This is a genomic window from Paenirhodobacter sp. (assembly GCF_050177655.1).
Lineage (GTDB): Bacteria > Pseudomonadota > Alphaproteobacteria > Rhodobacterales > Rhodobacteraceae > Rhodobacter.
Genome location: NZ_JBFXGV010000034.1, coordinates 1 through 21,027, shown reverse-complemented (window position 1 = coordinate 21,027; position 21,027 = coordinate 1). Strand labels below are relative to the sequence as shown.

Below are 21,027 nucleotides of genomic sequence, written 5' to 3'. Positions count from 1 at the left end.
ATGACCGCGACCCGCACCGAGACCGACAGCTTCGGTCCGCTCGAAGTTCCCGCCGATAAATACTGGGGCGCGCAGACGCAGCGCTCGGTCATGAACTTCCCGATCGGCTGGGAGCGTCAGCCGAAACCGATCATCCGCGCGCTCGGCGTGATCAAGAAGGCCGCCGCGCTGGTGAACAAGGCGCAGGGCGACATGGATGCCACGATCGCCGATGCGATCGCCGCCGCCGCGACCGAGGTGATCGAGGGCAAGTTCGACGACAACTTCCCGCTCGTCGTCTGGCAGACCGGTTCCGGCACCCAGTCGAACATGAACGCGAACGAGGTGATCTCGAACCGCGCGATCGAAATGCTCGGCGGCGTGATGGGCTCGAAGAAGCCCGTCCACCCGAACGACCATTGCAACATGGGCCAGTCGTCGAACGACACTTTCCCGACCGCAATGCATGTCGCGATCGCGATGCAGGCGCGCGACGTGCTGATCCCCGGCCTCGAGAAGCTCTCGAAGGCGCTCTGGGCGAAGTCGAACGAATTCAAGGACATCATCAAGATCGGCCGCACCCATACGCAGGATGCGACGCCGCTGACGCTGGGCCAGGAATTCTCGGGCTATGCGACGCAGGTCGACCGCGGCATCGAGCGGGTGAAGCTCGCCCTGCCCCACATCTACGAACTCGCGCAGGGCGGCACCGCCGTCGGCACCGGGCTCAACACCAAGGTTGGCTGGGACACCCGCATCGCCGCGCAGATCGCCGAGATCACCGGCCTGCCCTTCGTCACCGCGCCGAACAAGTTCGAGGCGCTCGCCGCGCATGACGCGATGGTGTTCTTCTCCGGCGCGCTGAAGACGATCGCCGCGAGCCTCTTCAAGATCGCGAACGACATGCGTCTGCTGGGTTCCGGCCCGCGCTCGGGTCTGGGCGAGCTGATCCTGCCGGAGAACGAGCCGGGTTCCTCGATCATGCCGGGCAAGGTCAACCCGACCCAGGCCGAGGCGCTCACCATGGTCTGCGCCCATGTCATGGGCAATGACGCAGCGGTGGGCTTTGCCGGCTCGCAGGGGCATTTCGAGCTCAACGTCTACAACCCGATGATGAGCTACAACGTGCTGCAGTCGATGCAGCTCTTGGGCGACTCGGCCTCGGCCTTCACCGACAACATGGTGGTCGGCACCCAGGCGAACGTCGCGCGCATCGACAAGCTGATGAAGGAGAGCCTGATGCTGGTCACCGCGCTCGCCCCGACGATCGGCTATGACGCGGCGACCAAGGTCGCGAAGACCGCGCACAAGAACGGCACCACGCTGCGCGAGGAAGCGATCGCGCTGGGCTACGTCGATGCCGAGACCTTCGACCGCGTCGTGCGCCCCGAGGACATGATCTCGCCGAAGTAATCGGTCGGGAGAGACAGCGAAAGGGCGGCCTTCGGGCCGCCCTTTTCATTTGCCAAAGGAAAGGCGGCCCGAAGGCCGCCTCAGGTCACCCGATCCCCCGCCTTCTCATTTCAGGACGGTTTCCGGCCCCATCTTCAGCGTGGGCAACCAGGTGCTCAGCGCCGGAACATAGGTCACGAGGATCAGGAACAGGAAGAGCACGCCGAGGAAGGGCAGCGCCGCCTTCACCACGCGCATGATCGGCATGCCGGCCACGCCAGAGGTGACGAAGAGGTTGAGCCCGACCGGCGGCGTGATCATGCCGATCTCCATATTCACCACCATGATGATGCCGAGGTGGATCGGATCGACGCCGAGCTGCATCGCGATCGGGAAGACCAGCGGCGCGACGATCAGGATCAGCCCCGAGGGCTCCATGAACTGCCCGCCGATGAGCAGGATCACGTTCACGACGACGAGGAACATGATCTTGCCGAGCCCGGCGCCGAGGAGCGCCTCGGTGATCTGCTGCGGGATCCGCTCGTCGGTGAGCACGTGTTTCAGGATCAGCGCGTTCGCGATGATGAACATCAGCGTCACGGTGAGCTTGCCCGCCTCGAAGAGGGTCTTGCGGTTGTCGCGATGCACGAAGGCCGCAAGCACCGCCCAGGGCCGGCGCAGGAGTGCCGCGGCACCCTGCCCCTTGAGCGGCCCCATGTCGCGATAGACGAAATTCGCGACGAACCAGGCGTAGACGGCGGCGACGGCGGCGGCCTCGGTCGGCGTGAAGATCCCCGGGGTGATGCCCGGAATGCCGTAGAGCCCGACCATGATGATGACGATCAGCATCAGCCCCCAGAAGGCATCGACGAAGCTCGCCGCGATCTCGCCCCAGCCGCGCCACTCGCCGCGCGGCAGGTCGCGCCGGATCGCGATGAAAAGGATCGTCGCCATCAGCATGAAGCCCGCGAGCAGCCCCGGGATCACGCCGGCCAGAAACATCCGCCCGACCGAGACATCGGTGGCCGAGGCATAGACCACCATCACGATGGACGGCGGAATGAGGATGCCGAGCGTGCCGGCGTTGCAGATCACGCCGGCGGCGAAATCCTTCGAATAGCCCGCCTGCCGCATCGCCGCGATCACGATCGAGCCGATCGCGACCACCGTCGCCGGGCTCGAGCCGGAAAGCGCGGCGAAGAGCATGCAGGCGAAGACGCCGGCGATGGCCAGCCCGCCCGGCAGATGGCCGACGAGCGCGATGGCGAAGCGGATGATCCGCTGCGCGACGCCGCCCGTCGACATGAAGCTGGATGCCAGGATGAAGAACGGGATCGCGAGCAGCGTCGCGTGGTTGTTCATCGCGTCGTAAAGCGACTGCGCGATCGAGGCGAGCGAGGCATCGGAGAAGATCAAGAGGAACAGCGTCGAGGCGAGGCCAAGCGAGACCGCAATCGGCACGCCGATCAGCATGAAGCCGACGACCATCACGAAAAGGAAAACGATATCCATGGGTTATTCGCCCTTGTTCAGATGGCTGACTTCGGCCACGGCATCCTCGGCCTCGTGGCTGACGATGAGGGCATGGCGGCGCCCGCGCGCGACGTCGAGCGTCGCCTGCACGAAACGGAAAAGGAGCAGCGCCACACCCAGCGGCAGGATGACATAGGGCAGGACGCGGGGCAGCTTGTCATAGGCCTCGCCCTGGTTGATCAGCGGCTCGAGGAAGGAGAGGATCGCCGGGAACGGGATCTGGTCCGTCTCGTAGAAGGCGCGGTCGCGGGTGGTGATGAAGCCGGTCGGGAACCAGCGGCCCCCGGTCTGCTCGAGCCCGGCGAAGGGCGCCCAGTAATCCCAGGCGCCTTTCAGCAAGAGCACCGCGTAGAGGATGCAAAGCGCCCCGGAGAGCAGCGCCATCGCCCGGCGCGGCCCGTGCGGCAGCATGTTCACCACCGCGTCGACGCCGAGATGCGCGGTGATTTTCACCGCGTAGGACATGCCGAAAAGCACGAGCCAGGCGAAGAGCACCAGCGTGACCTCCGGCCCCCAGATGATCGCGTCGTTGAAGACATAGCGCAGCACGACATTGACGAAGGTCATCACCGTCATCACGCCAAGGATAAGGGCGATGGTGCCCTCCTCGAAGTGCTTGACGAGGATGGAGAATTTGGAGCGGGGGCGCGGCATGGCACTCTCCGTGAGAGGAGGCGCGCGAGCAAGCCCCGCGCGCCGGAAAGGTCGGGATCAGTTCTGCGCGTTGATCGCCTGGGCGGCGTCGATGTTGTCCTGGCCGACATCGCCGACGAATTGCGCCCAGACCGGCTTCATCGCGTCGACCCATTGCTGGCGCTGTTCCGGCGTCAGCTCGCGGATCGTGCCGCCCGCATCGAGGATCGACTGGCGCGACTGCGCCTCGACATCGTTGATCGCGGCGTTGCGCTCGACGGTGGTGTCGTGGAGGATCTGCGCGAGCTGGTCGCGGATCGCCGGATCGAGGCTGTCCCACCAGTCGACCGAGGTCACGACCATGTAGTCGAGCAACCCGTGGTTCGTCTCGGTGATGCCGTCCTGCACCTCGTAAAACTTCTGGCCGTAGATGTTCGACCAGGTGTTCTCCTGCCCGTCGACGACGCCGGTCTGCAGCGCGCCATAGACCTCGGAAAAGGCCATCGGCTGCGGCGAGGCGTCGAGCGCCTTCATCTGCGCGACGAGCACGTCGGAGGGCTGCACGCGGAACTTCAGCCCCTTGGCATCGGCGGGCACCAGAAGCGGCTTGTTCGCCGAGAACTGCTTCAGCCCCGAGTGCCAGAATTCGAGGCCCATCAGCCCGCGGCGCTCCATCGCGCCCTTCATCTTCTGCCCGGTTTCCGAGGTCTGGAACGCATCGACCGCGGCCATGTTCTTGAACATGAAGGGCAGATCGAAGATCCGGAAGACCTTGGTGAAGGCCTCGAATTTGGAGAGCGACGGCGCCGCCATCTGCACGTCGCCCTGCAGCATCGCCTCGAGCACCTGATCGTCATCGTAAAGCGTCGAGTTCGGATAGACCTCGACGCAGACCTTGCCGTCCATCTGTTCATTCACCCGATCGGCAAAGAGCTGCGCGGCGATGCCCTTGGGGTGCTTGTCGGCATTGGTGACATGGCTGAACTTGATGACCATCTCGCCCGCGTCGCAGCCTTTCGGATCGGCGGCGGCAGCCCCGGCCGAGGTCACGAGGGCAAGGGCCGTCAGCGCGGCGGTGACATTCTTCATGGTATCCTCCCGAAGTCCTGCGCCGGCTCCTCCCGGCGGATGCGGGCAGAAAACCGATCGGATCACCGCGGATCAACGGTTTCGTGAAGAGGCGTTAACGATCACATTTCACGATTTATTTTCAATGCGTTGCGATGCAATCTTGAAGTATCGCATGAAGAAGCCTGTGCGGAAATCCGCACAGCCCCCTACGGCCGCGGGCGGAATTCCACACAGTAGCCGGCCCCCGACTCAGTCGATGCGATAGCTTTCCGGCCGCAGCCCATGGCGCGCGAGCTTGTCGTAAAACGTCTTGCGCGGAAGCTTCAGCGCCGCCGCCGCCTCGGTCGCATTGCCGCGCGCCCGCGCGAGCGCCTCGGCGAGGAGCGAGGATTCGACCCGCGCCATCCGCTCGGCAAGGCCCAGGCTCTCGCCCGCCGCCTCCTCCGGGCCGAGGCCCATCACGAAGCGCATCGCCTCCGACATCAGCGCGCGCGCATTGCCCGGCCAGTCGCGCGCCATCAGCCGCGCGCCCATTTCGGGCGGGATTTCGGGCACCGCGAGGTTCGACTGTTCGCAGGCCATCTCGACATAGTGGCGGAAGAGCGCGGGGATGTCCTCGGGCCGCTCGGCGAGCGAGGGGATGCGCAGCTTCATCACCTCGAGCTTCCAGTAGAGATCGGGGTGGAAGCGGCCCTCCTGCGCCTCGCGCGCGAGGTCGCGATAGGTGCCGGCGATGAGCCGCACCGCCGGATGCGCCTCGAGCAGGTCGATCAGCGCGAATTGCGCGGGCTGCGGCAGGTCGGCGACCTCGTCGAGATAGAGCGTGCCGCCCTCGGCGCGGGCAAAGCCGGCCTCGAGCGCCGCGGCGTCCAGGCCCGCGGCGGCAAGCTTGACGAAGGCACGCGGCGCCGCGGCGGAGAGCAGATGGATCACCTCGGCGACCTTCGAATTGCCCGCGCCGGGCGCGCCGGAGATCAGCACCTCGGCCCCCGATCGCGCGGCGGTGCGCGCGGCCTCGCGCAGTGCCTCGGCCACCGGCGAGGCGCCGACCAGCATGCGCGCAGCCGCATCGCCGCGACGCAGCTCGCGCTTGAGCGCACGGTTCTCCATCACCAGCGCGCGGGTCTTCATCGCCTTCTCAACTATGGCCAGCAAATCCCTGGCACCGCAGGGTTTTTCCAGAAAGTCGAAGGCGCCTCCCGCCATCCCGCGCACCGCCATCGGCACGTCGCCCTCGCCAGTGAGCAGGATCACCGGCAGCTCGGGATCGACCTTCTGCACGAGCTCGAGAAGCGCGAATCCATCCTTGCCCGGCATCCGGATGTCGCTCACGACGATGCCGGGGAAATCGGCGCTGACGTGATCCTTCGCCTCGATATAGCTGCCGCAGGGCACTGGCACGAGGCCGGCGAGCTCGATCGTCTGCCCCAGCGCCTCGCGCACCGCGCGGTCGTCATCGACCAGAAGCACCTTGCGCGTCATGGCTCTCCTCCCGGCACCGGGGCCGCGCGCAGATCGACGGTGAAAAGGGCGCCGCCCCCGGGCGCGGTCTCGCCCGAAAGCGTGCCGCCGAACCCCTGCACCAGACCATAGGAGATCGAGAGGCCGAGGCCCATCCCCTCGGCGGAGCCGACCTCCTTCGTCGAATAGAACGGATCGAAGATGCGCGCGGGCTCGGCGATGCCCGGCCCGGTGTCGCGGATCGTGAGGCGCACGCGCTCACCCGCGCGGGCGATGCGGATCGTGATGCGCTTTTCCTCCGCGCCTTCGAGCGCGTCGAGCGCGTTCGCAATCAGGTTCACCACGACCTGGCCCAGCCGCACCTCGCCGCCCATCACGATCGCCGGGCTTTCAGGGCGCTGCCAGTCGATGGCGACGCCCGCGCGCGCGATCCGCCCCTGCATCAGCTCGAGCGCGCCCTCGACCACGGAGGCGAGGCCGACGCGCGTCGCGGGTTCGCTTTCGGCGCGGGCGAAGGCGCGCAGATTGCGGATGATCCGCCCCATGCGACGCGCCATTTCCGAAATCTTTTCAAGGTTTTCCGCGGCGTCCTTCACACGACCCCGGTCAAGCAGGAGGGTGCCGTTCTCGGCATAGGAGCTGATCGCCATCAGCGGCTGGTTCAGCTCATGGCTGATCCCCGCCGACATCTGGCCAAGCGCCGAGAGCTTGCCCGCCTGCACCAGCTCCGCCTGGGTGCGGCTGAGCGCGGCGGTGCGCTCGGCCACGCGCATCTCGAGCGCGGCATTGGCGCGGGCGAGCGTGCGGCGGCGTTCGAGCAGCGCGAAGAGCCCCGCGCCAAGCCCCATCAGGAGCCCCGCCGCCGAAAGCGCAGCCAGCCGGGCCGAGCGCAGCGCGCCGCTTGCGTCGGCAACGGCATGGCCGGTGAAGCCGATCACCGGCAGCGCCCGGGTGATCGCGAGGCCCCGCGCGCCGCCGCCCGGCGGCACCGGCACCAGATCCCGCCCGGCGCGGCGCTGCGCGACCGGGTTCACCACATGCAGCGGCACGCCCGGCGGGTAGATCGTCGCCGGCGCGGCGGGGGCCTGCCCCGCGACGTCGAACACCTGTTCGGCCCGGTTCGCGACGAAACTCACCCCCCATTCGTCGGTGAACCAGACCGGCACCGGGTTGCCGCGGCCCTCCGCCTCGACCTTCTCGGCGGGCAGGCGCAGCAGGATCACCCCGGTCACCGGCCCCTCGGGCGAAAAGACCGGGGCGGCGAAGGAAAACACCCGGGCGCGCGTCCCCGCGAGCACGCGATGGGCGAAGCCGGTCGCGCCCTGGCGCGCGCGGGCGAGCGCGCCGGTCATCTCGAGGCTGACGGGTCCGCCCTCGGGCCCGGCGAGCACGCGGCCTTCGGGGGTGAGGAGCCAGATCTCCTCGGCCCCGGCGCGATCGGCGAGGCGTTGCAGCACGAGCGAGACTTCGGCGTCGCGGCCGCGCAGCGCGCCTCTGGCGAGGGCGACGACCTGCGGATGATCGGCGGCGAGCACCGCGATCTCGCGGAACTGCAAAAGCGCGGAGACCAGCCGGTCGGAGGCGAGCTGCAGATCGGCGCGGCCGCGTTCCTCGACCCGGGCGAGCCCCTCGGCGGCGGTGAAACGCCAGCTGCCATAGCTCACCCCCGCGACGAGGGCGGCCCAGCCGAGGATCAGCGCCGCGCGCATCCTCACGGCGCGATCGAATAGAGGATGAAGCCCGAGGTCGGGGCGTAGCTGTCGTAAAGCGCGCGCGCGGCGGCGTTGCCTTCGTGTGTCAGCCAGCGCAGCGAGGCGTAGCCGCCCGCGCGCGCGAAAGTGCGGACATGGTCGATCAGCGCGCGCCCGACGCCGCGGCCTCGGGCCTCGGGCGGGGTGAAGAGATCGCTGAGATAGATCGTCTTCGCGCCCGAGAGCGAGCGGTGCAGTTCGGAATATTGCACGAGGCCGAGGGGCGCGCCGCTTTCAGCATCGCGCGCGATATCGGCCCAATAGGGCTCGGCCGGGTCGTGGATCCAGCGCCAGACCTCGGCCTCGGCCGCGCGCGCGTCGGTGGCGTAAAAGGCGGCATAGGCGCGAAACAGCGCCTCCCAGTCGGAACGATCCTCGGGGCGCAGGGGGGTGATGGTCAGGCTCATGGGCTCCTCCTTTCGCGCAGAAAAGCGCGCCGCCCCGCCGAAGGCAAGCGCCCGGCGACGGGGGTGCCCCTTGCGCTGCGCCGCGGCACGGGGTTTTCTGGGCAAAACAAGGAGATGCCATGCAAGCGCTCAGCCAGTCGCCGCTCGATCCCGGGTTCGTGCAGGATCCCTATCCGTTCTACGACCGGGTGCGGGCGGCGGGCGGCGTCGTACGTTGGGAGGAGTATGACTTGCCGGTGAGCGCGCGGGCGGTGGTGGTGGGCGCGGCGCTGCGCGATCGCCGCCTCGGCCGCGAGGCGCCGCCCGAACAGGCGCCGGTGATCCCGCCGCATCTCGCCCCTTTCTACGAAGTCGAGGCGCATTCGATGCTCGAGCTCGAGGCGCCGCGCCACACCCGGCTGCGCCGGCTCGTGCTGCGCGCCTTCACCACGGCGCGGATCGCGGCGATGGCCCCCGAGATCGAGGAGCTCGCGCATCGGCTGATCGAGGCGCTGCCCGCGGGCGGCTGCGACCTGATCGAACATTTCGCCAAGCCCCTGCCGGTGATCGTGATCGCGCGGCTTCTCGGCGTGCCGGAGGAGCGCGCCGGGGATCTGTTGCGCTGGTCGAATGCGATGGTCGGCATGTATCAGGCCCGCCGCACCCCCGCGACGGAGGCGGCGGCGGTGCGCGCGACCGAGGATTTCGTCGAATTTCTGGGTGGTTACGTCGAGGAGCGCCGGCGCCGCCCGGGCAATGACCTGATCACCCATCTGATCGCGGCCGAGGAGGCGGGCGAGCATCTGAGCCGCGAGGAGCTGATCGCGACCTGCATCCTTTTGCTCAACGCCGGGCACGAGGCGACGGTGCACACGATCGGCAACGGGGTGAAGGCGCTTTTGCAGGCGCGGGTCGCGCCCTATTGGCTGACGCCCGCGCGGATCGAGGGCACCGTCGAGGAGGTGCTGCGCCACGATCCGCCGCTGCATCTCTTCACCCGCTGGGTCTATGAGGATCTGGAGATCGGCGGCGCGCAGTTCGCGCGGGGCGACCGGATCGGGCTTTTGCTCGCAGGCGCGAACCGCGACCCGGGCCCCTGGGAGGAGCCCGCGCGCTTCGACCCCGCGCGCCCGGTGCAGACGCATTTCAGCTTTGGCGCCGGGGCGCATTTCTGCATCGGCGCGCCGCTCGCGCGGATGGAATTGCAGATCGCACTCCCCGCGCTTTTCCGCCGGCTGCCCGATCTGCGCCTGGCCGCGCCGCCCGTCTACGCCGATCTCTATCACTTCCACGGGCTCGAGCGGCTCGATGTGCTTTACTGAACAGCCCCCTCGCGCCGCTTGCGTCTTTTCTGCGCCGCCGCGATATGGCACAGTATTCGCATGGCCGAGATCGTGAACCTCAACCGCTTTCGCAAGGCGCAGGACCGCGTGAAGAAGCGCGCCGAAGCCGATGAAAACGCGGTAAAATTCGGACGAACCAAGGCGCAGCGCGCGCTCGAGGAGGCGCAGGCCGAACAGGCGCGCGCGACGCTCGAGGCGCATCGGCGCGATCCGGCGGACGGGGCCGAGGACAGCCCGGAGCCCGACGCGTGAGCCGGCCGCGCAAGCATTCGCTCACCATCGGCGGGCATCGCACCTCGGTTTCGCTCGAGGATGATTTCTGGGCCGGGCTGCGCGAGATCGCGGTGGAACGCGGTCAGGGCATCAACGAGATCGCGACTGAAATCGACGCCGCGCGCGACCGCGAGACCGGGCTCGCCACCGCGATGCGGCTTTTCGTGCTGCGCCATTACCGCGACCGGGCGATGGGGCTTTAGCGCCGCAGCCCCGCGCGCACCGCCGCCTCGCAATCCGCCGCCAGCTCCTTGCGCGAGGCGAAATCGCGCACGTCGCGCGGCGGGTGGAACACCACCTCGATCTCACCCTGCCGGCGCGCGGCGAGCACCTTGGCCAGATGCGGGCCGAAACTCATGTCGCCCCACCAGCCGTAGAAGCGCGGATCCTCCCCCGCGGGGCCGCGGTAATTCACCGTCACCGGCTGGATCTGCATCACCTTGTCGAGCCCGTCGGCGTAGAAGGCCTGAAAGAGCGTGGTCTTGAACGGCAGCACCCGGGTGCCGTCGGTCGAGGTGCCCTCGGGGAAGAAGAGCAGGTGATGCCCGGCGCGGATCCGTGCCTCGAGGAGCGCCTGATGCGCCCTTGCCTCGCGCTTGTCGCGGACGATGAAGAGCGTGCCGGTCGCGCGGGCAAGCCAGCCGATGCCGGGCCAGCGCGCGACCTCGGCCTTGGAGACGAAATAGACCGTCTGGCAGGCGTTGAGCGAGAAAATATCAAGCCAGGACGCATGGTTGGCGACGACGGCGCCGATGTGCTGCATGCGCTCCCCGGTGACGCGATAGCGGATGCCGAGGATCGGAAAGGCGGCGCGGCAGACCGATTTCGTGATCTTCGGCGTCCAGGGCCGGTGCAGGCCGAAAATCGGGCGCTCGATCAGCCGCGTGAGCAGGAGCACCATCAGCCCGCCATAGATCACCCCGCCAAGCGTCACGCCGCGCGCGACGAGCCGCGCCCAGCCAAGCGCGCCGAAGGGCGTCTCGGGCGGCGGCGGATCGCCCTGCCAGGTCATCCCTTCGCCTCGACGCGGCGGGTGTAGAACTCGCGGTGCTTGTCGGACATCGCCTTCGTGTCCATCAAAAGCAGCACGTCGGTGGTGTTGAAGGGCGCGTCGACGAAGGCGCCCTCGCCCACGAAACCGCCCAGCCGCAGATAGGCCTTGATCAGATTGGGCATCTCCACCATCGCCTGCCGCCGGTCGAGCGCCTCGGGCGCGACCAGATCCATGCGCTGGAAATGCTCGGGCCGGGCGCGGGCGCGCAGCGCTTCGGGCGCGAGATGGTGGTGATGCAGCCAGGAAAGCGGCATCGCGAGCGCCTGCGGATCGGTGCCGTGAAAGGAGGCGACGCCGAAGAGGATCTCGATCTCATGGGCGAGCACGTAATCGGCGAGCGCATTCCAGAGCATCAGCATCGCCGCCCCGCCGCGATGCTCGGGATGCACGCAGGAGCGGCCGAGTTCCAAGAGCTTGCGCCCCGAGGCGCGCAGCGGCGCGAGGTCATATTCCGCATCGCAATAGAAGCGCCCGATCTCGGCGGCGCGATCCGAACGCAGCAGGCGATAGGCGCCCACGACATGGTCGAGATCGTCGTCGGACCGGCTCGGGTCGATCAGCACGAGATGGTCGTAGAGCGGGTCGAATTCATCCGCCTCGAGCCGCGCGGCATGATCGACCAGCGGCCCGTCGCCGCCCAGTTCCTCGACGAAGACCTCGTAGCGCAGCCGCTGCGAGGCCTTGAGGTCGCGCGCGTCCCGCGCCAGTCGGATCTCGTAGGAGAGCGGTTCCGCCACCATCGCCAGCCTCTTCGTTTGCCGTGTTCTACGGCAGGCAGGGCGCGGGATGCAACGCCCCTGCCCGCCCATCGCAAGGCTTTGACACAAGCATAAGTTGTGCAATGCTCGGTGCGAGCGCCCCAGGGGCGTTAACCATTCGTCAACCTTGATCCGGAATAACCAGAGAGAGTTGAACCCGCCGCCCGTCGATCACCTGCTTGCCCGCATGCTCGAAATTGACCGTGATCCTGTCGCCAATGCGCGACTGCACCTGCCCAAGGCCCCAGTCGGGGGCGAGAGGGTTGCGCACGAGCATCCCCGGTTCGAGAAATTCGTTCATCCTGCCTCAACTCCCGGACACTGACATGACCCTTGAGACCCGCGACACCTTCCCCACCGACCCCGCGCCCGGCGCGGATCTGCCGCCCGATCTGGCGGCGCTGGTGGGCTCGCGACTCTGTCACGACCTTATCAGCCCTTTGGGCGCGATCGGCAACGGGGTCGAGCTGCTTGCGATGTCGGGGCCGCCCAGCCCGGAGCTTGCGCTGATCTCGGAAAGCGTGGCCTCGGCCAATGCGAAGATCAAGTTCTTCCGCATCGCCTTCGGTCAGGCGGGCAGCGAGCAGCGGCTGGGGCGCAACGAGATCGCCGGGGTGCTGGCGGAGATCTGCGCCGGCGGGCGGCTGAAATACCGCTGGGAGGTGCTGGGCGATCAGCCGCGCGCGGTGGTGAAACTGGTGTTCCTGGCGCTGCTTTGCCTCGAACAGGCGCTGCCCTGGGGCGGCGAGATCGTGGTCTCGGAGGAGGATGGCTGCTGGCATCTGCGCGCGGAGACGAAGCGCACGAAGCCGGACGAGGCGCTCTGGCTTGGCCTCGCGCGCGGCAATGCGCAGGTCAGCCCGGCGCAGGTGCAATTCGCGCTTTTGCCGCGGGAGGTGGCGGCGCAGGGCCGCGCGCTCACCTGGGAGATCGACGAGACCCATGCCGAGATGCGGTTCTGAGCCCGGAAAAACTTCATGCGATGCGTGAAGAACGCATCGCATGAGATTGAGATCAAAAGGTTTTCGGATCAGGCCCGGATCGTGCCGTCGCCTTCGACGAGGTATTTGAAGGTGGTGAGCTGTTCCGCCCCCACCGGGCCGCGCGCGTGCAGCTTGCCGGTCGCGATGCCGATCTCCGCGCCCATGCCGAACTCGCCGCCATCGGCGAATTGCGTCGAGGCGTTGCGCATCAGGATCGCGCTGTCGAGCCGCTGGAAGAAGCGCGCCGCGGTGGCGTCATCCTCGGTCAGGATCGATTCGGTGTGGCTCGAGCCATAGCGGCGGATATGGGCGATCGCCCCATCCACCCCGTCGACGATCTTCGCCGCGCAGATCATGTCGAGGAACTCGCGGCCGAAATCGTCGGGCGCAGCCTGAACCGTGCCCGGCACCTTGAGCAGATCGCCCTCAGTGCGGACCTCGACGCCCGCCTTCACCAGATCCTCGACCAGCACCGGGCCATGCGCTTCGTAGAAGGCGCGGTCGATCAGCAGGCATTCCATCGCGCCGCAGATCCCGGTGCGCCGGGTCTTGGCGTTGAGCACGACGCGGCGCGCCTTTTCCAGATCGGCGGCGGCATCGGCGTAGATGTGGCAGATCCCCTCGAGATGGGCGAAGACCGGCACCCGCGCCTCGCGCTGCACGAGACCGACGAGCCCCTTGCCACCGCGCGGCACGATCACGTCGATATACTGGATCGCGTGCAGCATCTCGGTCACCATCGCGCGGTCGCGGGTGGGGACGAGCTGGATCGCCGCCTCGGGCAGGCCCGCGGCGCGCAACCCCTCGACCATGCTGGCATGGATCGCGCGCGAGGAATGGAAGCTTTCCGAGCCGCCGCGCAGGATCACCGCATTGCCCGATTTCAGACACAGCGCGCCGGCATCGGCGGTGACGTTCGGGCGCGATTCATAGATCACCCCGATCACCCCGATCGGCGTGCGCACGCGGCGGATGTGCAGCCCCGTGGGCCGGTCCCATTCGGCGATCACCTCGCCCACCGGATCGTGCTGTTCGGCGACCGCGATCAGCCCCTTCACGATCCCCTCGATCCGGGCCTCGTCGAGCATCAGCCGGTCCATCATCGCGGGGGTGAGCCCCTTTTCCGCGCCATAGGCGAGATCGGCGCCATTCGCGGCGAGGATCGCCTCGCGCCCGGCGCGCACCGCCTCGGCGGCGGCCAGGAGGGCCTCGCGTTTCGCCTGCGCTGGCGCGAAGGCAAGCTCGGCCGCGGCGGCGCGCGCTTGCGCCCCCAGGGTTTCGATCAGGCCTTTAGCGTCGATTGCGTCTTTCATGGCGCCCTCCTTGGTTTCGGCCCGATATAGGCCGCGGGGCGCGATGCGACAAGCGTTCAGGCGTCGCGCGCGGGCAAGAGCAGCGTGATCAGCTTCGCAATGAGCAAGATCCAGGGCGCCGCATGCAGGCAGAGGTCGAAAATGTCGATCGGCCGCGCGAGCGTGCCGGCGGCGAGCATCTTGAGCTTTTCCCAGATATGCGGCTCGGGCGTGAAGGGGGCGAGGCCCAGGGTCAGCGCGGCGAGAAAGGCGAAGGGGAGCGGGATGCTGTCGAGAAACTCTCTCATCGCGAAACCTCTTCGGGAGGGAAATGGCGCGGTTGACGGGGCTCGAACCCGCGACCCCCGGCGTGACAGGCCGGTACTCTAACCAACTGAGCTACAACCGCGCATTTCAGGCGCTCGGCGATCGGGAGGCGGTGGCGCGGTTGACGGGGCTCGAACCCGCGACCCCCGGCGTGACAGGCCGGTACTCTAACCAACTGAGCTACAACCGCTCACCGCCGCCCGATCGCTGTTCGAGCGTGGGGGGTTATTATGCGGGCCTGCTTTCGCCGTCAAGCGGCCCCGATCGAAAAGTTTCGCTTTTTCGTGACGAGGGAAGAAAAAAGACCGCGATGCCTCCGGCGGGGATATTTCAACACTTTGGAAACGCATGATTTTTGGAGGCGGCGGAAAGATGGCGCGCGCGGAGAGCCCGGAAAATGCGGGCGGGGCGCGCGCGGCGAATGCGGAGGCCTCCGGCGGGGATATTTCGTCTCTGTAGAAAGCCGGTTCCGCGGGGGGAAATATCCGGGGGCGCGGCGCGCGGGCCGGACCGGCCGAGGGGGCGGCGCCCCCTGCCCGGCCGGTTCAGGCGCGGCCGAGCTTTTCCAGCCGCGCGGCGCGCAGGCGCGCGAAATCGTCGCCCGCGTGATAGGAGGAACGCGTCAGCGGCGTCGCAGAGACCATGCCGAAGCCTTTGCCATAGGCGGATTTCTCGTAATCCTTGAACTCTTCCGGGGTAACGAAGCGGTCCACCGCGTGGTGTTTCGGCGTCGGCTGCAGATATTGGCCGATGGTGAGGAAATCGACATCCGCCGCGCGCATGTCGTCCATCACCTGCAGCACCGCCTCGCGGGTCTCGCCAAGGCCGACCATGATGCCGGACTTGGTGAACATCGCCGGGTCGAGCTCCTTCACCCGCTGCAGCAGGCGCAGGGAGTGGAAGTAGCGCGCGCCGGGGCGCACGCTCGGGTAGAGGCCGGGCACGGTTTCGAGGTTGTGGTTGAAGACATCGGGGCGCGCCTCGACCACCACCTCGAGCGCCTTCGGACCGCAGCGCAGGAAATCGGGGGTGAGGATCTCGATCGTGGTTTCGGGGGCGCGGTGGCGCACGGCGCGGATCGTCTGGGCGAAATGCTCCGCCCCGCCATCGTCGAGATCGTCGCGGTCGACCGAGGTGATGACGACATGTTTCAGCCCGAGCGTCGCCACCGCATGGGCGACGCGGCCGGGCTCGAAGGCGTCGAGCGTGTCGGGCTTGCCGGTCGCCACGTTGCAGAAGGTGCAGCCGCGAGTGCAGATCTCGCCCATGATCATCATCGTCGCGTGGCCATGCGACCAGCATTCGCCGACGTTCGGGCAGCCGGCCTCCTCGCAGACGGTGACGAGCTTGTTCGATTTCAGGATCTCGCGCGTGTCCTTGTAGCCCTGCGAGGTCGGCGCCTTGACGCGGATCCAGTCGGGTTTCTTCGGCTGGGCATTGTCGGGGCGATGGGCCTTTTCGGGGTGACGCTGGCCGGGAACTTTCAGATCGCGCACGGGGGCATCCTTTCGCAGGGGGCTGCGCCTGACATAGGACGAAAGCGGTGCCGATGCAAATGTGCGGAACGGGCAAATCCGCCGCGGATCAGATCCGACCGAGCGCCCTCAGCACGCCGAAGCCGATCACCACCAGAACGAGCGCCCCGGAGGTGACGACGATCGCCTTGAGATCCTGCATCAGGATCACGTTGCGCTGCGCGAGGTCGGGGGCCGGGCGATCGCCTGCCGCGCGGTGGATCAGCGCCTCGAGCTCCGCCGCCTCGTGCCGGTTGCGCAGGAACGGGCGCAGCGAGATCATCCGCAGCGGCAGCCCCGGGGCCGTCGGCACCGCCTCGAGCCGCGGCCGATAGCCCCCCCGCCCCGGCGCGTTCACGATCGCGACCCGCGCATGATCGCCAAGCACGAGCCGCTCTCGCCGGCCGAAGGGGTTGGTATACTCCACCCGCCCGGCGTCGATCCGCAGGCGGGGCCAGCCGCGCAGACAGGTCCAGATCCAATAGATCGGGAACCCGGTCAGGAAGAGCCCCGCCGCCAGCATGCCGAGGATGACCTCGGGATCCTCGGGCTTGTCGAGCAGGATCGGAATCCCCGCGGAAGCGAGAAGGATCCCCCCCATCCCCCCGAGTATCCCCATGCCGAGGCCGAAGTTCGGCCCCCAGCGCGGGGTGAGCGTGACGGGAAATGGGCGGGCGGCAAGAGTTTCGGCGAAATCGGTCATCAGTTCGACAAATGGAATCGAGGAGGCAGGGAAAGGGCTCCCCCCTCCCTGCCCGGGCAATGTGGCGCTTTCTTGACCACAGCGTGAAGCGGTGAGCGATCGGCGGAATTTCCCCCTGAACGCGCAGCCGCGCCGGCGCGATAGAGAAAGGGAAGCGGCGGCGGCACCGTCGCAATGATTCAATCAGGGATGGTTCAATGACCAAGAAAGCAACGGCGGAATTCCTCGGCACCTTGATGCTCGTGTTCTTCGGCGTCGGCGCGGCGGTGCTTGGCACCGGCGATGGCGTGGCGGGCGACGGGCTGCACGGGATCTCGATGGCCTTCGGCTTCTCGATCGTGGCGGCGGCCTACGGGCTTGGCGCGATGTCGGGGGCGCATCTCAACCCGGCGGTCTCGCTCGGCGTGCTGCTCTCGGGGCGGATGACGGTGAGCGAATTCGTCGGCTATGTCGGCGCGCAGGTCGCGGGCGGCATCGCCGGCGCGACGATCATCTGGTTGATCGCCTCGGGGCACGCGGGCTTCGACGCGGCGGCCGGCATGGGGCAGAACGGCTATGGCGCGGGCTATGGCGGCGAGTTCGGCCTCGGCGCGGCGCTGACCTTCGAAGTGGTCGCGACCTTCATCTTCGTCACCGTGATCCTCGGCGCGACCCGGGGCGATGCGCCGGCGGGCTTTGCCGGGCTTGCGATCGGCTTCACCCTCGCCGCGATCCACCTCGTCGGCATCCGCGTCACCGGCGTTTCGGTGAACCCCGCGCGCTCGATCGGGCCGGCGCTTTTCGTCGGCGGCGTGGCGCTGAGCCAGCTCTGGGTGTTCATCCTCGCCCCGCTTGCCGGCGGCGCGCTCGCCGGGATTGCGCATGGCATGGGCCTCACCCGCAACGACTGAGCGGGCGTAAGGACGACCGGGCTCCTCCTCCCCTTCCTGTGAGCCCGATCCAGGGCGGCGCGGTTCCCTCCCGCGCCGCTTTTCTTTGCATCGGCAGAAAAGTGACGCCGAAATTGCTGCGCATGCCAAGTCAGCTCTTGTGACCCAGACGCAGGCACCTTAGAACGATTCCAAACCCGCACAGTCAGGAGCGATCCCATGCAAGCCGGCGCGAAACTGCCCGAAGTCACCTTCCACACCCGCGTGCGCGACGAAAGCGTCGGCGGCCCGAACCCGTTCCGCTGGGAGGACAAGACCACCGCGGATTACTTCGCGGGCAAGCGCGTGGTGATGTTCGCGCTGCCGGGCGCCTTCACCCCCACCTGCTCGACCTATCAGCTGCCGGGCTACGAGAAGGGTTTCGGCGATTTCGCGGCGCAGGGGATCGACGCGATCTACTGCCTGAGCGTGAACGACGCCTTCGTGATGAACCAGTGGGCGAAGGCCCAGGGCCTGCAGAACGTCACCGTGATCCCGGACGGTTCGGGCGAGTTCACCCGCCGCGTCGGCATGCTGGTGCGCAAGGACAACCTCGGCTTTGGCCTGCGCTCCTGGCGCTATGCCGCCGTGATCAATGACGGCGTGGTCGAGGCCTGGTTCGAAGAGCCCGGTCTGATGGACAACTGCCCGGACGACCCCTATGGCGTCTCCTCGCCCGAGACCGTGCTGAACTGGCTCGTCGCGGCGAATGCCGAGGCCGCCGCCTGAGATCCTCTTCGCCCCCAGGAAACGCGCGAACGAGGCCGGGCCGGGAGGGAAACCTCCCGGCCTTTTCCATAGCGGGAGCGCGAGGGGGGCGCTGCCCCCGTCTCCGTTCCGGAGACTCCCCCGGGATATTTCCGCACTTTGGAAGCGGCTTTCTACAGAGTCCAAATATCCCGGGGGTGAATTCCCCGCAGGGGAAGAGGGGGCGGCGCCCCCTGCCCCGCGCGGGTGTTTACGGTTGCGGCCGGCCTGCGCAGGCGTTCGCATTGCTGCCAGCCCTCGCAGGTGTGCTCGGGCGTTCGCATTGCCGCCAGCCCTCGCAGGCGTGCGAGGGCGTTCGCATTGCTGCCAGCCCTCGCAGGCGTGCGAGGGCGTTCGCATTGCTGCCAGCCCTCGCAGGCGTGCGAGGGCGTTCGCCGTTTGAAACGCTCCACTGGAGCGTTTCATCGAGGTGCGCGCAGCAGCGCGCGCCTCGACCACGGCTCACCCAATCAGCGGCGACTGGCCGCCGTAGGTCTCGTCGTAATGCAGCTTCAGCCGCATCAGCGCGATGCGCAGCACGATCTTGCCCGAGCGTGCCGACCAGCCCATGCGGCGCTCCGCCGTTTCCAGCCCCTCGAGGAAGCAGCAGCAGCGCAGCACCATGTCGCCCAGCCCCGGGCCGAGGTCGCGCAGCGCCGCCGCGACGCGCTCGCGCGCGCGGTCGGAACCGCCCGCGCCGTGGCCGAGTTCGGGACGATACTGGCCGCGCTCGCCGCCGCCGGTCATGAACCGCTCCCAGTTCTGCGCGACGCGCGGCCCCATCTGCGCCAGTTCGAAATCCTCGCGCAGCCGCTCGCCCGCCGCGACAAGCTCGGGCGCGAGGAAGGGCTCGCCATTCGCGTCGCGCCGCCGCGCCAGCACGCCCAGCGGGCTTTCGGCGAGGTTCGCACGCATCCGGCGCACCCGGCCGCGCCCCTCGTTCACCTCGCGCTCGCCAAAGTCGCGATGCTGCGCGCCGAAGGCGTCGCCCTCCTCTTCCAGCCGCTCGCCGCGCGCCGCGGCCTCCTCCTCGAGCATCCGCTTCAGCGCCGCGCGCCCGGCGACCGCGATCTCGTAGCTCGTCACCCGCCCCGCATGTTTCACCGCGATCCAGTCGTTCAGCGCGAAGGCCTGCGCCACCTCCCGCGCCACCACCGCGGTGCGCACCGTGCCGCGCAGCACCACCGCCTTGTCCATGTCGCCCGCGATGATCAGGAGCGCCCCGGGCTCCGCCATCCGGCGCAGGATGCGCCGTCCCTCGCGGGCGAGCTGATCTTCGTCGGCAGGGAGCGATTTCGAGCGGATCGGAGCGGTCATTGCGCGGTCTTCCTCGGAATGATCGGTCGAACGCACAGAGGAGGAGGCGCCAAGACGCGACAGCGCCTCGTCAACCAGGGGATCGTCGCGACGCTGTTCGATCCGCCGCACGCGGCGCAGGATCGTCGAGGCATGGCAGCCCTCCGATCGCGCGAGCTGCCGGATCGGGATACCCTCTTCGACGTGGCGCAGGTAGAGCCTGGCGTAGTCGGGCAGCCAGGCGGGCAGCTCCGCCGAGGCCGAGGTGATCGTCTTCATTCGTTCCCCCAGATTGGCAGGTCGCAAGCCATAACGCCGCCTTCTGATACGTTCAACCGTGGGTTGCATTGGTTACCCGTTCGTTAAGAAACGGAGCGATGTCGAGAATTCTTTAAAAATTCTAAAGATTGAAAAACCCTGCGCGCGCCTCGGCGGGGAGTCGCGCAACACCCGCTCTGGTTGAGTCACGCTACAACCTCCAAGCGAGGGGATTATGCCATGACCGACCCGATCGACCTGATTGCAACGCTGCGCCGCCCGCGGCTCCTGATCCGCGCCGCGCGCTTTGGCCAGAGCGATTACAACCGCAACCGCGACCTCAAGCGGCTGATCCACGCGCCGGTCGCGCCCCCGCCCGAGGCCGCGCTGCGCCGGCTGATCGCCGAGGAAGAGGTGCTCGAAGCCTCGCGCCGCGAGGGGGCGGCGGCCTATAGCCTGATGCGCCACATCGAGCTTCTGATCGCGATGATGGCGGAGGCGCGACTGCTGCCGCGCCGCCAGATGCCCGCCTGAACCAGCTCAGCGCGACTTGAAGAGCGAGCCGAGCACGCCGCGCACGATCTGCTGGCCCGCCTTCGAACCCAGCTGGCGGGCGAGCGACTTGCCGAAGACCTCGACGATGCTGTCGGAGCGCGAGGAAGAGGTCTTGCGCGGCGTGCTCGCCCGGTCGGCCTTGATCGGCTCGAACCGCCGCGCGCGGTTGAATTCGAGCTGATCGGCCTTCGAGGTCTTGGCGGCCTGCGCCTGGGCCTCGGCCTGCGCGGCCTCCGCCGCGGCGGCCTGGGCGCGTTTCGTCAGGATCTCATAGGCCGATTCCCGATCGACCGTCCTGTCGTATTTCAGCCCGAAGGGCGAGGCCGCGAGGATCGCGCGCCGCTCCTCGGGCGCAAGCGGGCCCAGCCGCGACTGCGGCGGGCGCACCAGCGTGCGTTCGACCACGCCCGGCGCGCCCTTCGCCTCGAGGAAGGAGGTCAGCGCCTCGCCGGTGCCCACCTCCTTGATCGCCGCCTCGGTGTCGAAACGCGGATTGGGGCGGTAATTCTCGGCGGCGCGTTTCAGATCCTTCTGATCCTTCGCGGTGAAGGCGCGCAGCGCGTGCTGCACCCGGTTGCCCAGCTGGCCGAGGATCGCGTCGGGCACATCGGCCGGGTTCTGGGTGATGAAATAGACGCCCACCCCCTTCGAGCGGATCAGCCGCGCGACCTGTTCGACCTTGTCGACCAATGCCTTCGGCGCGTCGTCGAAAAGCAGATGCGCCTCGTCGAAGAAGAAGACGAATTTCGGCTTGTCGGGGTCGCCCACCTCGGGGAGTTCCTCGAAAAGCTCGGAGAGCAGCCAGAGCAG

Annotated in this window: 23 protein-coding genes and 2 tRNA genes; 8 read left to right on the top strand and 17 right to left on the bottom strand. The window is 68.0% G+C overall.

Annotated elements, in window-relative coordinates; genetic code table 11:
- A complete protein-coding gene (fumC, locus tag AB7U46_RS12410; protein ID WP_428337287.1) occupies window positions 1-1,392 on the top strand; it encodes a class II fumarate hydratase in 1,392 nt (463 codons plus the stop codon).
- 105 nt (window positions 1,393-1,497) lie between these two features.
- Here the strand turns inward: fumC and AB7U46_RS12405 are convergent, their stop codons facing one another.
- The 6 genes from AB7U46_RS12405 to AB7U46_RS12380 all read right to left on the bottom strand — a co-directional run bounded on the left by AB7U46_RS12405 (window position 1,498) and on the right by AB7U46_RS12380 (window position 8,227).
- Entirely contained in the window at window positions 1,498-2,883 is a 1,386-nt protein-coding gene (locus tag AB7U46_RS12405; protein WP_428337286.1) for a TRAP transporter large permease, read from the bottom strand.
- 3 nt (window positions 2,884-2,886) lie between these two features.
- Window positions 2,887-3,558, bottom strand: a complete 672-nt coding sequence (locus AB7U46_RS12400; RefSeq protein WP_428337285.1) for a TRAP transporter small permease — start codon at window positions 3,556-3,558, stop codon at window positions 2,887-2,889.
- 57 nt (window positions 3,559-3,615) lie between these two features.
- The gene (locus AB7U46_RS12395) at window positions 3,616-4,626 is read right to left on the bottom strand and encodes a TRAP transporter substrate-binding protein (protein ID WP_428337284.1); all 1,011 of its coding nucleotides are present in this window, start codon (window positions 4,624-4,626) and stop codon (window positions 3,616-3,618) included.
- Window positions 4,627-4,857: 231 nt separating this feature from the next.
- Window positions 4,858-6,090: a sigma-54-dependent transcriptional regulator gene (locus AB7U46_RS12390; protein ID WP_428337283.1), complete on the bottom strand. Its 1,233-nt coding sequence runs from the start codon at window positions 6,088-6,090 to the stop codon at window positions 4,858-4,860.
- Window positions 6,087-7,778: a sensor histidine kinase gene (locus tag AB7U46_RS12385; protein ID WP_428337302.1), complete on the bottom strand. Its 1,692-nt coding sequence runs from the start codon at window positions 7,776-7,778 to the stop codon at window positions 6,087-6,089. The genes AB7U46_RS12390 and AB7U46_RS12385 overlap by 4 nt, the downstream gene beginning before the upstream one ends.
- A gap of 2 nt (window positions 7,779-7,780) precedes the next feature.
- Window positions 7,781-8,227 (bottom strand): N-acetyltransferase family protein, encoded by a 447-nt coding sequence (locus tag AB7U46_RS12380; protein WP_428337282.1) that lies wholly within the window; start codon window positions 8,225-8,227, stop codon window positions 7,781-7,783.
- Between the two features lie 119 nt (window positions 8,228-8,346).
- Here AB7U46_RS12380 and AB7U46_RS12375 point away from each other — a divergent pair, with 119 nt between their 5' ends.
- The 3 genes from AB7U46_RS12375 to AB7U46_RS12365 are packed head-to-tail and all read left to right on the top strand — an operon-like array spanning window position 8,347 to window position 10,025.
- Window positions 8,347-9,528 (top strand): cytochrome P450, encoded by a 1,182-nt coding sequence (locus tag AB7U46_RS12375; protein ID WP_428337281.1) that lies wholly within the window; start codon window positions 8,347-8,349, stop codon window positions 9,526-9,528.
- A 60-nt stretch (window positions 9,529-9,588) separates the two neighbouring features.
- Window positions 9,589-9,801, top strand: a complete 213-nt coding sequence (locus AB7U46_RS12370) for a DUF4169 family protein (protein ID WP_428337280.1) — start codon at window positions 9,589-9,591, stop codon at window positions 9,799-9,801.
- Window positions 9,798-10,025 (top strand): ribbon-helix-helix domain-containing protein, encoded by a 228-nt coding sequence (locus tag AB7U46_RS12365; RefSeq protein ID WP_428337279.1) that lies wholly within the window; start codon window positions 9,798-9,800, stop codon window positions 10,023-10,025. Before AB7U46_RS12370 ends, AB7U46_RS12365 begins: the two co-directional genes overlap by 4 nt.
- On the opposite strand, the gene AB7U46_RS12360 is transcribed toward AB7U46_RS12365, so the two are convergent.
- The 3 genes from AB7U46_RS12360 to AB7U46_RS12350 form a co-directional block, all read right to left on the bottom strand.
- Entirely contained in the window at window positions 10,022-10,834 is an 813-nt protein-coding gene (locus AB7U46_RS12360; RefSeq protein WP_428337278.1) for a lysophospholipid acyltransferase family protein, read from the bottom strand. The genes AB7U46_RS12365 and AB7U46_RS12360 overlap by 4 nt on opposite strands.
- Window positions 10,831-11,616 (bottom strand): GNAT family N-acetyltransferase, encoded by a 786-nt coding sequence (locus tag AB7U46_RS12355; protein WP_428337277.1) that lies wholly within the window; start codon window positions 11,614-11,616, stop codon window positions 10,831-10,833. The genes AB7U46_RS12360 and AB7U46_RS12355 overlap by 4 nt, the downstream gene beginning before the upstream one ends.
- A 139-nt stretch (window positions 11,617-11,755) precedes the next feature.
- The gene (locus AB7U46_RS12350; RefSeq protein WP_428337276.1) at window positions 11,756-11,935 is read right to left on the bottom strand and encodes a DUF3553 domain-containing protein; all 180 of its coding nucleotides are present in this window, start codon (window positions 11,933-11,935) and stop codon (window positions 11,756-11,758) included.
- A 25-nt stretch (window positions 11,936-11,960) separates the two neighbouring features.
- Between AB7U46_RS12350 and AB7U46_RS12345 the strand changes: the two genes are divergently transcribed.
- Window positions 11,961-12,596, top strand: a complete 636-nt coding sequence (locus AB7U46_RS12345; protein ID WP_428337275.1) for a histidine phosphotransferase family protein — start codon at window positions 11,961-11,963, stop codon at window positions 12,594-12,596.
- Window positions 12,597-12,664: 68 nt separating this feature from the next.
- Here the strand turns inward: AB7U46_RS12345 and AB7U46_RS12340 are convergent, their stop codons facing one another.
- From AB7U46_RS12340 to AB7U46_RS12315, 6 genes are all read right to left on the bottom strand, one after another.
- Window positions 12,665-13,930, bottom strand: a complete 1,266-nt coding sequence (locus AB7U46_RS12340; protein WP_428337274.1) for a glutamate-5-semialdehyde dehydrogenase — start codon at window positions 13,928-13,930, stop codon at window positions 12,665-12,667.
- A gap of 56 nt (window positions 13,931-13,986) precedes the next feature.
- Window positions 13,987-14,217, bottom strand: coding sequence for an RND transporter (locus AB7U46_RS12335; RefSeq protein ID WP_428337273.1), 231 nt, complete (start codon window positions 14,215-14,217; stop codon window positions 13,987-13,989).
- Between the two features lie 24 nt (window positions 14,218-14,241).
- A tRNA-Asp gene (locus tag AB7U46_RS12330) sits at window positions 14,242-14,318 on the bottom strand.
- Between the two features lie 31 nt (window positions 14,319-14,349).
- A tRNA-Asp gene (locus tag AB7U46_RS12325) sits at window positions 14,350-14,426 on the bottom strand.
- A gap of 355 nt (window positions 14,427-14,781) precedes the next feature.
- Window positions 14,782-15,732 (bottom strand): lipoyl synthase, encoded by a 951-nt coding sequence (lipA, locus tag AB7U46_RS12320; protein WP_428337272.1) that lies wholly within the window; start codon window positions 15,730-15,732, stop codon window positions 14,782-14,784.
- 88 nt (window positions 15,733-15,820) lie between these two features.
- On the bottom strand, window positions 15,821-16,453 hold the full coding sequence (locus AB7U46_RS12315) for a hypothetical protein (protein WP_428337271.1): 633 nt from the start codon (window positions 16,451-16,453) through the stop codon (window positions 15,821-15,823).
- 197 nt (window positions 16,454-16,650) lie between these two features.
- Between AB7U46_RS12315 and AB7U46_RS12310 the strand changes: the two genes are divergently transcribed.
- Both AB7U46_RS12310 and AB7U46_RS12305 read left to right on the top strand, forming a co-directional pair.
- Window positions 16,651-17,343 (top strand): aquaporin, encoded by a 693-nt coding sequence (locus tag AB7U46_RS12310; RefSeq protein WP_428337270.1) that lies wholly within the window; start codon window positions 16,651-16,653, stop codon window positions 17,341-17,343.
- 198 nt (window positions 17,344-17,541) lie between these two features.
- A complete protein-coding gene (locus AB7U46_RS12305) occupies window positions 17,542-18,090 on the top strand; it encodes a peroxiredoxin (RefSeq protein ID WP_428337269.1) in 549 nt (182 codons plus the stop codon).
- 480 nt (window positions 18,091-18,570) lie between these two features.
- Here the strand turns inward: AB7U46_RS12305 and AB7U46_RS12300 are convergent, their stop codons facing one another.
- Complete coding sequence (locus AB7U46_RS12300; protein ID WP_428337268.1) at window positions 18,571-19,683, bottom strand: DUF6456 domain-containing protein; 1,113 nt, start codon at window positions 19,681-19,683, stop codon at window positions 18,571-18,573.
- A 219-nt stretch (window positions 19,684-19,902) separates the two neighbouring features.
- Between AB7U46_RS12300 and AB7U46_RS12295 the strand changes: the two genes are divergently transcribed.
- Entirely contained in the window at window positions 19,903-20,196 is a 294-nt protein-coding gene (locus AB7U46_RS12295) for a DUF6477 family protein (RefSeq protein WP_428337267.1), read from the top strand.
- Window positions 20,197-20,202: 6 nt separating this feature from the next.
- Here AB7U46_RS12295 and AB7U46_RS12290 read toward each other — a convergent pair.
- The coding region (locus AB7U46_RS12290) for a helicase HerA-like domain-containing protein (protein ID WP_428337266.1) at window positions 20,203-21,027 on the bottom strand (825 nt) is incomplete at its 5' end.

Excerpts from the sequence above, each read along its gene's own strand:
- fumC (WP_428337287.1), top strand. The coding sequence starts at position 1 with ATGACCGCGACCCGCACCGAGACCGACAGCTTCGGTCCGCTCGAAGTT.
- AB7U46_RS12405 (WP_428337286.1), bottom strand. The coding sequence starts at position 2,883 with ATGGATATCGTTTTCCTTTTCGTGATGGTCGTCGGCTTCATGCTGATC.
- AB7U46_RS12400 (WP_428337285.1), bottom strand. The coding sequence starts at position 3,558 with ATGCCGCGCCCCCGCTCCAAATTCTCCATCCTCGTCAAGCACTTCGAG.
- AB7U46_RS12395 (WP_428337284.1), bottom strand. The coding sequence starts at position 4,626 with ATGAAGAATGTCACCGCCGCGCTGACGGCCCTTGCCCTCGTGACCTCG.
- AB7U46_RS12390 (WP_428337283.1), bottom strand. The coding sequence starts at position 6,090 with ATGACGCGCAAGGTGCTTCTGGTCGATGACGACCGCGCGGTGCGCGAG.
- AB7U46_RS12385 (WP_428337302.1), bottom strand. The coding sequence starts at position 7,778 with ATGCGCGCGGCGCTGATCCTCGGCTGGGCCGCCCTCGTCGCGGGGGTG.
- AB7U46_RS12380 (WP_428337282.1), bottom strand. The coding sequence starts at position 8,227 with ATGAGCCTGACCATCACCCCCCTGCGCCCCGAGGATCGTTCCGACTGG.
- AB7U46_RS12375 (WP_428337281.1), top strand. The coding sequence starts at position 8,347 with ATGCAAGCGCTCAGCCAGTCGCCGCTCGATCCCGGGTTCGTGCAGGAT.
- AB7U46_RS12370 (WP_428337280.1), top strand. The coding sequence starts at position 9,589 with ATGGCCGAGATCGTGAACCTCAACCGCTTTCGCAAGGCGCAGGACCGC.
- AB7U46_RS12360 (WP_428337278.1), bottom strand. The coding sequence starts at position 10,834 with ATGACCTGGCAGGGCGATCCGCCGCCGCCCGAGACGCCCTTCGGCGCG.
- AB7U46_RS12355 (WP_428337277.1), bottom strand. The coding sequence starts at position 11,616 with ATGGTGGCGGAACCGCTCTCCTACGAGATCCGACTGGCGCGGGACGCG.
- AB7U46_RS12350 (WP_428337276.1), bottom strand. The coding sequence starts at position 11,935 with ATGAACGAATTTCTCGAACCGGGGATGCTCGTGCGCAACCCTCTCGCC.
- AB7U46_RS12345 (WP_428337275.1), top strand. The coding sequence starts at position 11,961 with ATGACCCTTGAGACCCGCGACACCTTCCCCACCGACCCCGCGCCCGGC.
- AB7U46_RS12340 (WP_428337274.1), bottom strand. The coding sequence starts at position 13,930 with ATGAAAGACGCAATCGACGCTAAAGGCCTGATCGAAACCCTGGGGGCG.
- AB7U46_RS12335 (WP_428337273.1), bottom strand. The coding sequence starts at position 14,217 with ATGAGAGAGTTTCTCGACAGCATCCCGCTCCCCTTCGCCTTTCTCGCC.
- AB7U46_RS12315 (WP_428337271.1), bottom strand. The coding sequence starts at position 16,453 with ATGACCGATTTCGCCGAAACTCTTGCCGCCCGCCCATTTCCCGTCACG.
- AB7U46_RS12310 (WP_428337270.1), top strand. The coding sequence starts at position 16,651 with ATGACCAAGAAAGCAACGGCGGAATTCCTCGGCACCTTGATGCTCGTG.
- AB7U46_RS12305 (WP_428337269.1), top strand. The coding sequence starts at position 17,542 with ATGCAAGCCGGCGCGAAACTGCCCGAAGTCACCTTCCACACCCGCGTG.
- AB7U46_RS12300 (WP_428337268.1), bottom strand. The coding sequence starts at position 19,683 with ATGAAGACGATCACCTCGGCCTCGGCGGAGCTGCCCGCCTGGCTGCCC.
- AB7U46_RS12295 (WP_428337267.1), top strand. The coding sequence starts at position 19,903 with ATGACCGACCCGATCGACCTGATTGCAACGCTGCGCCGCCCGCGGCTC.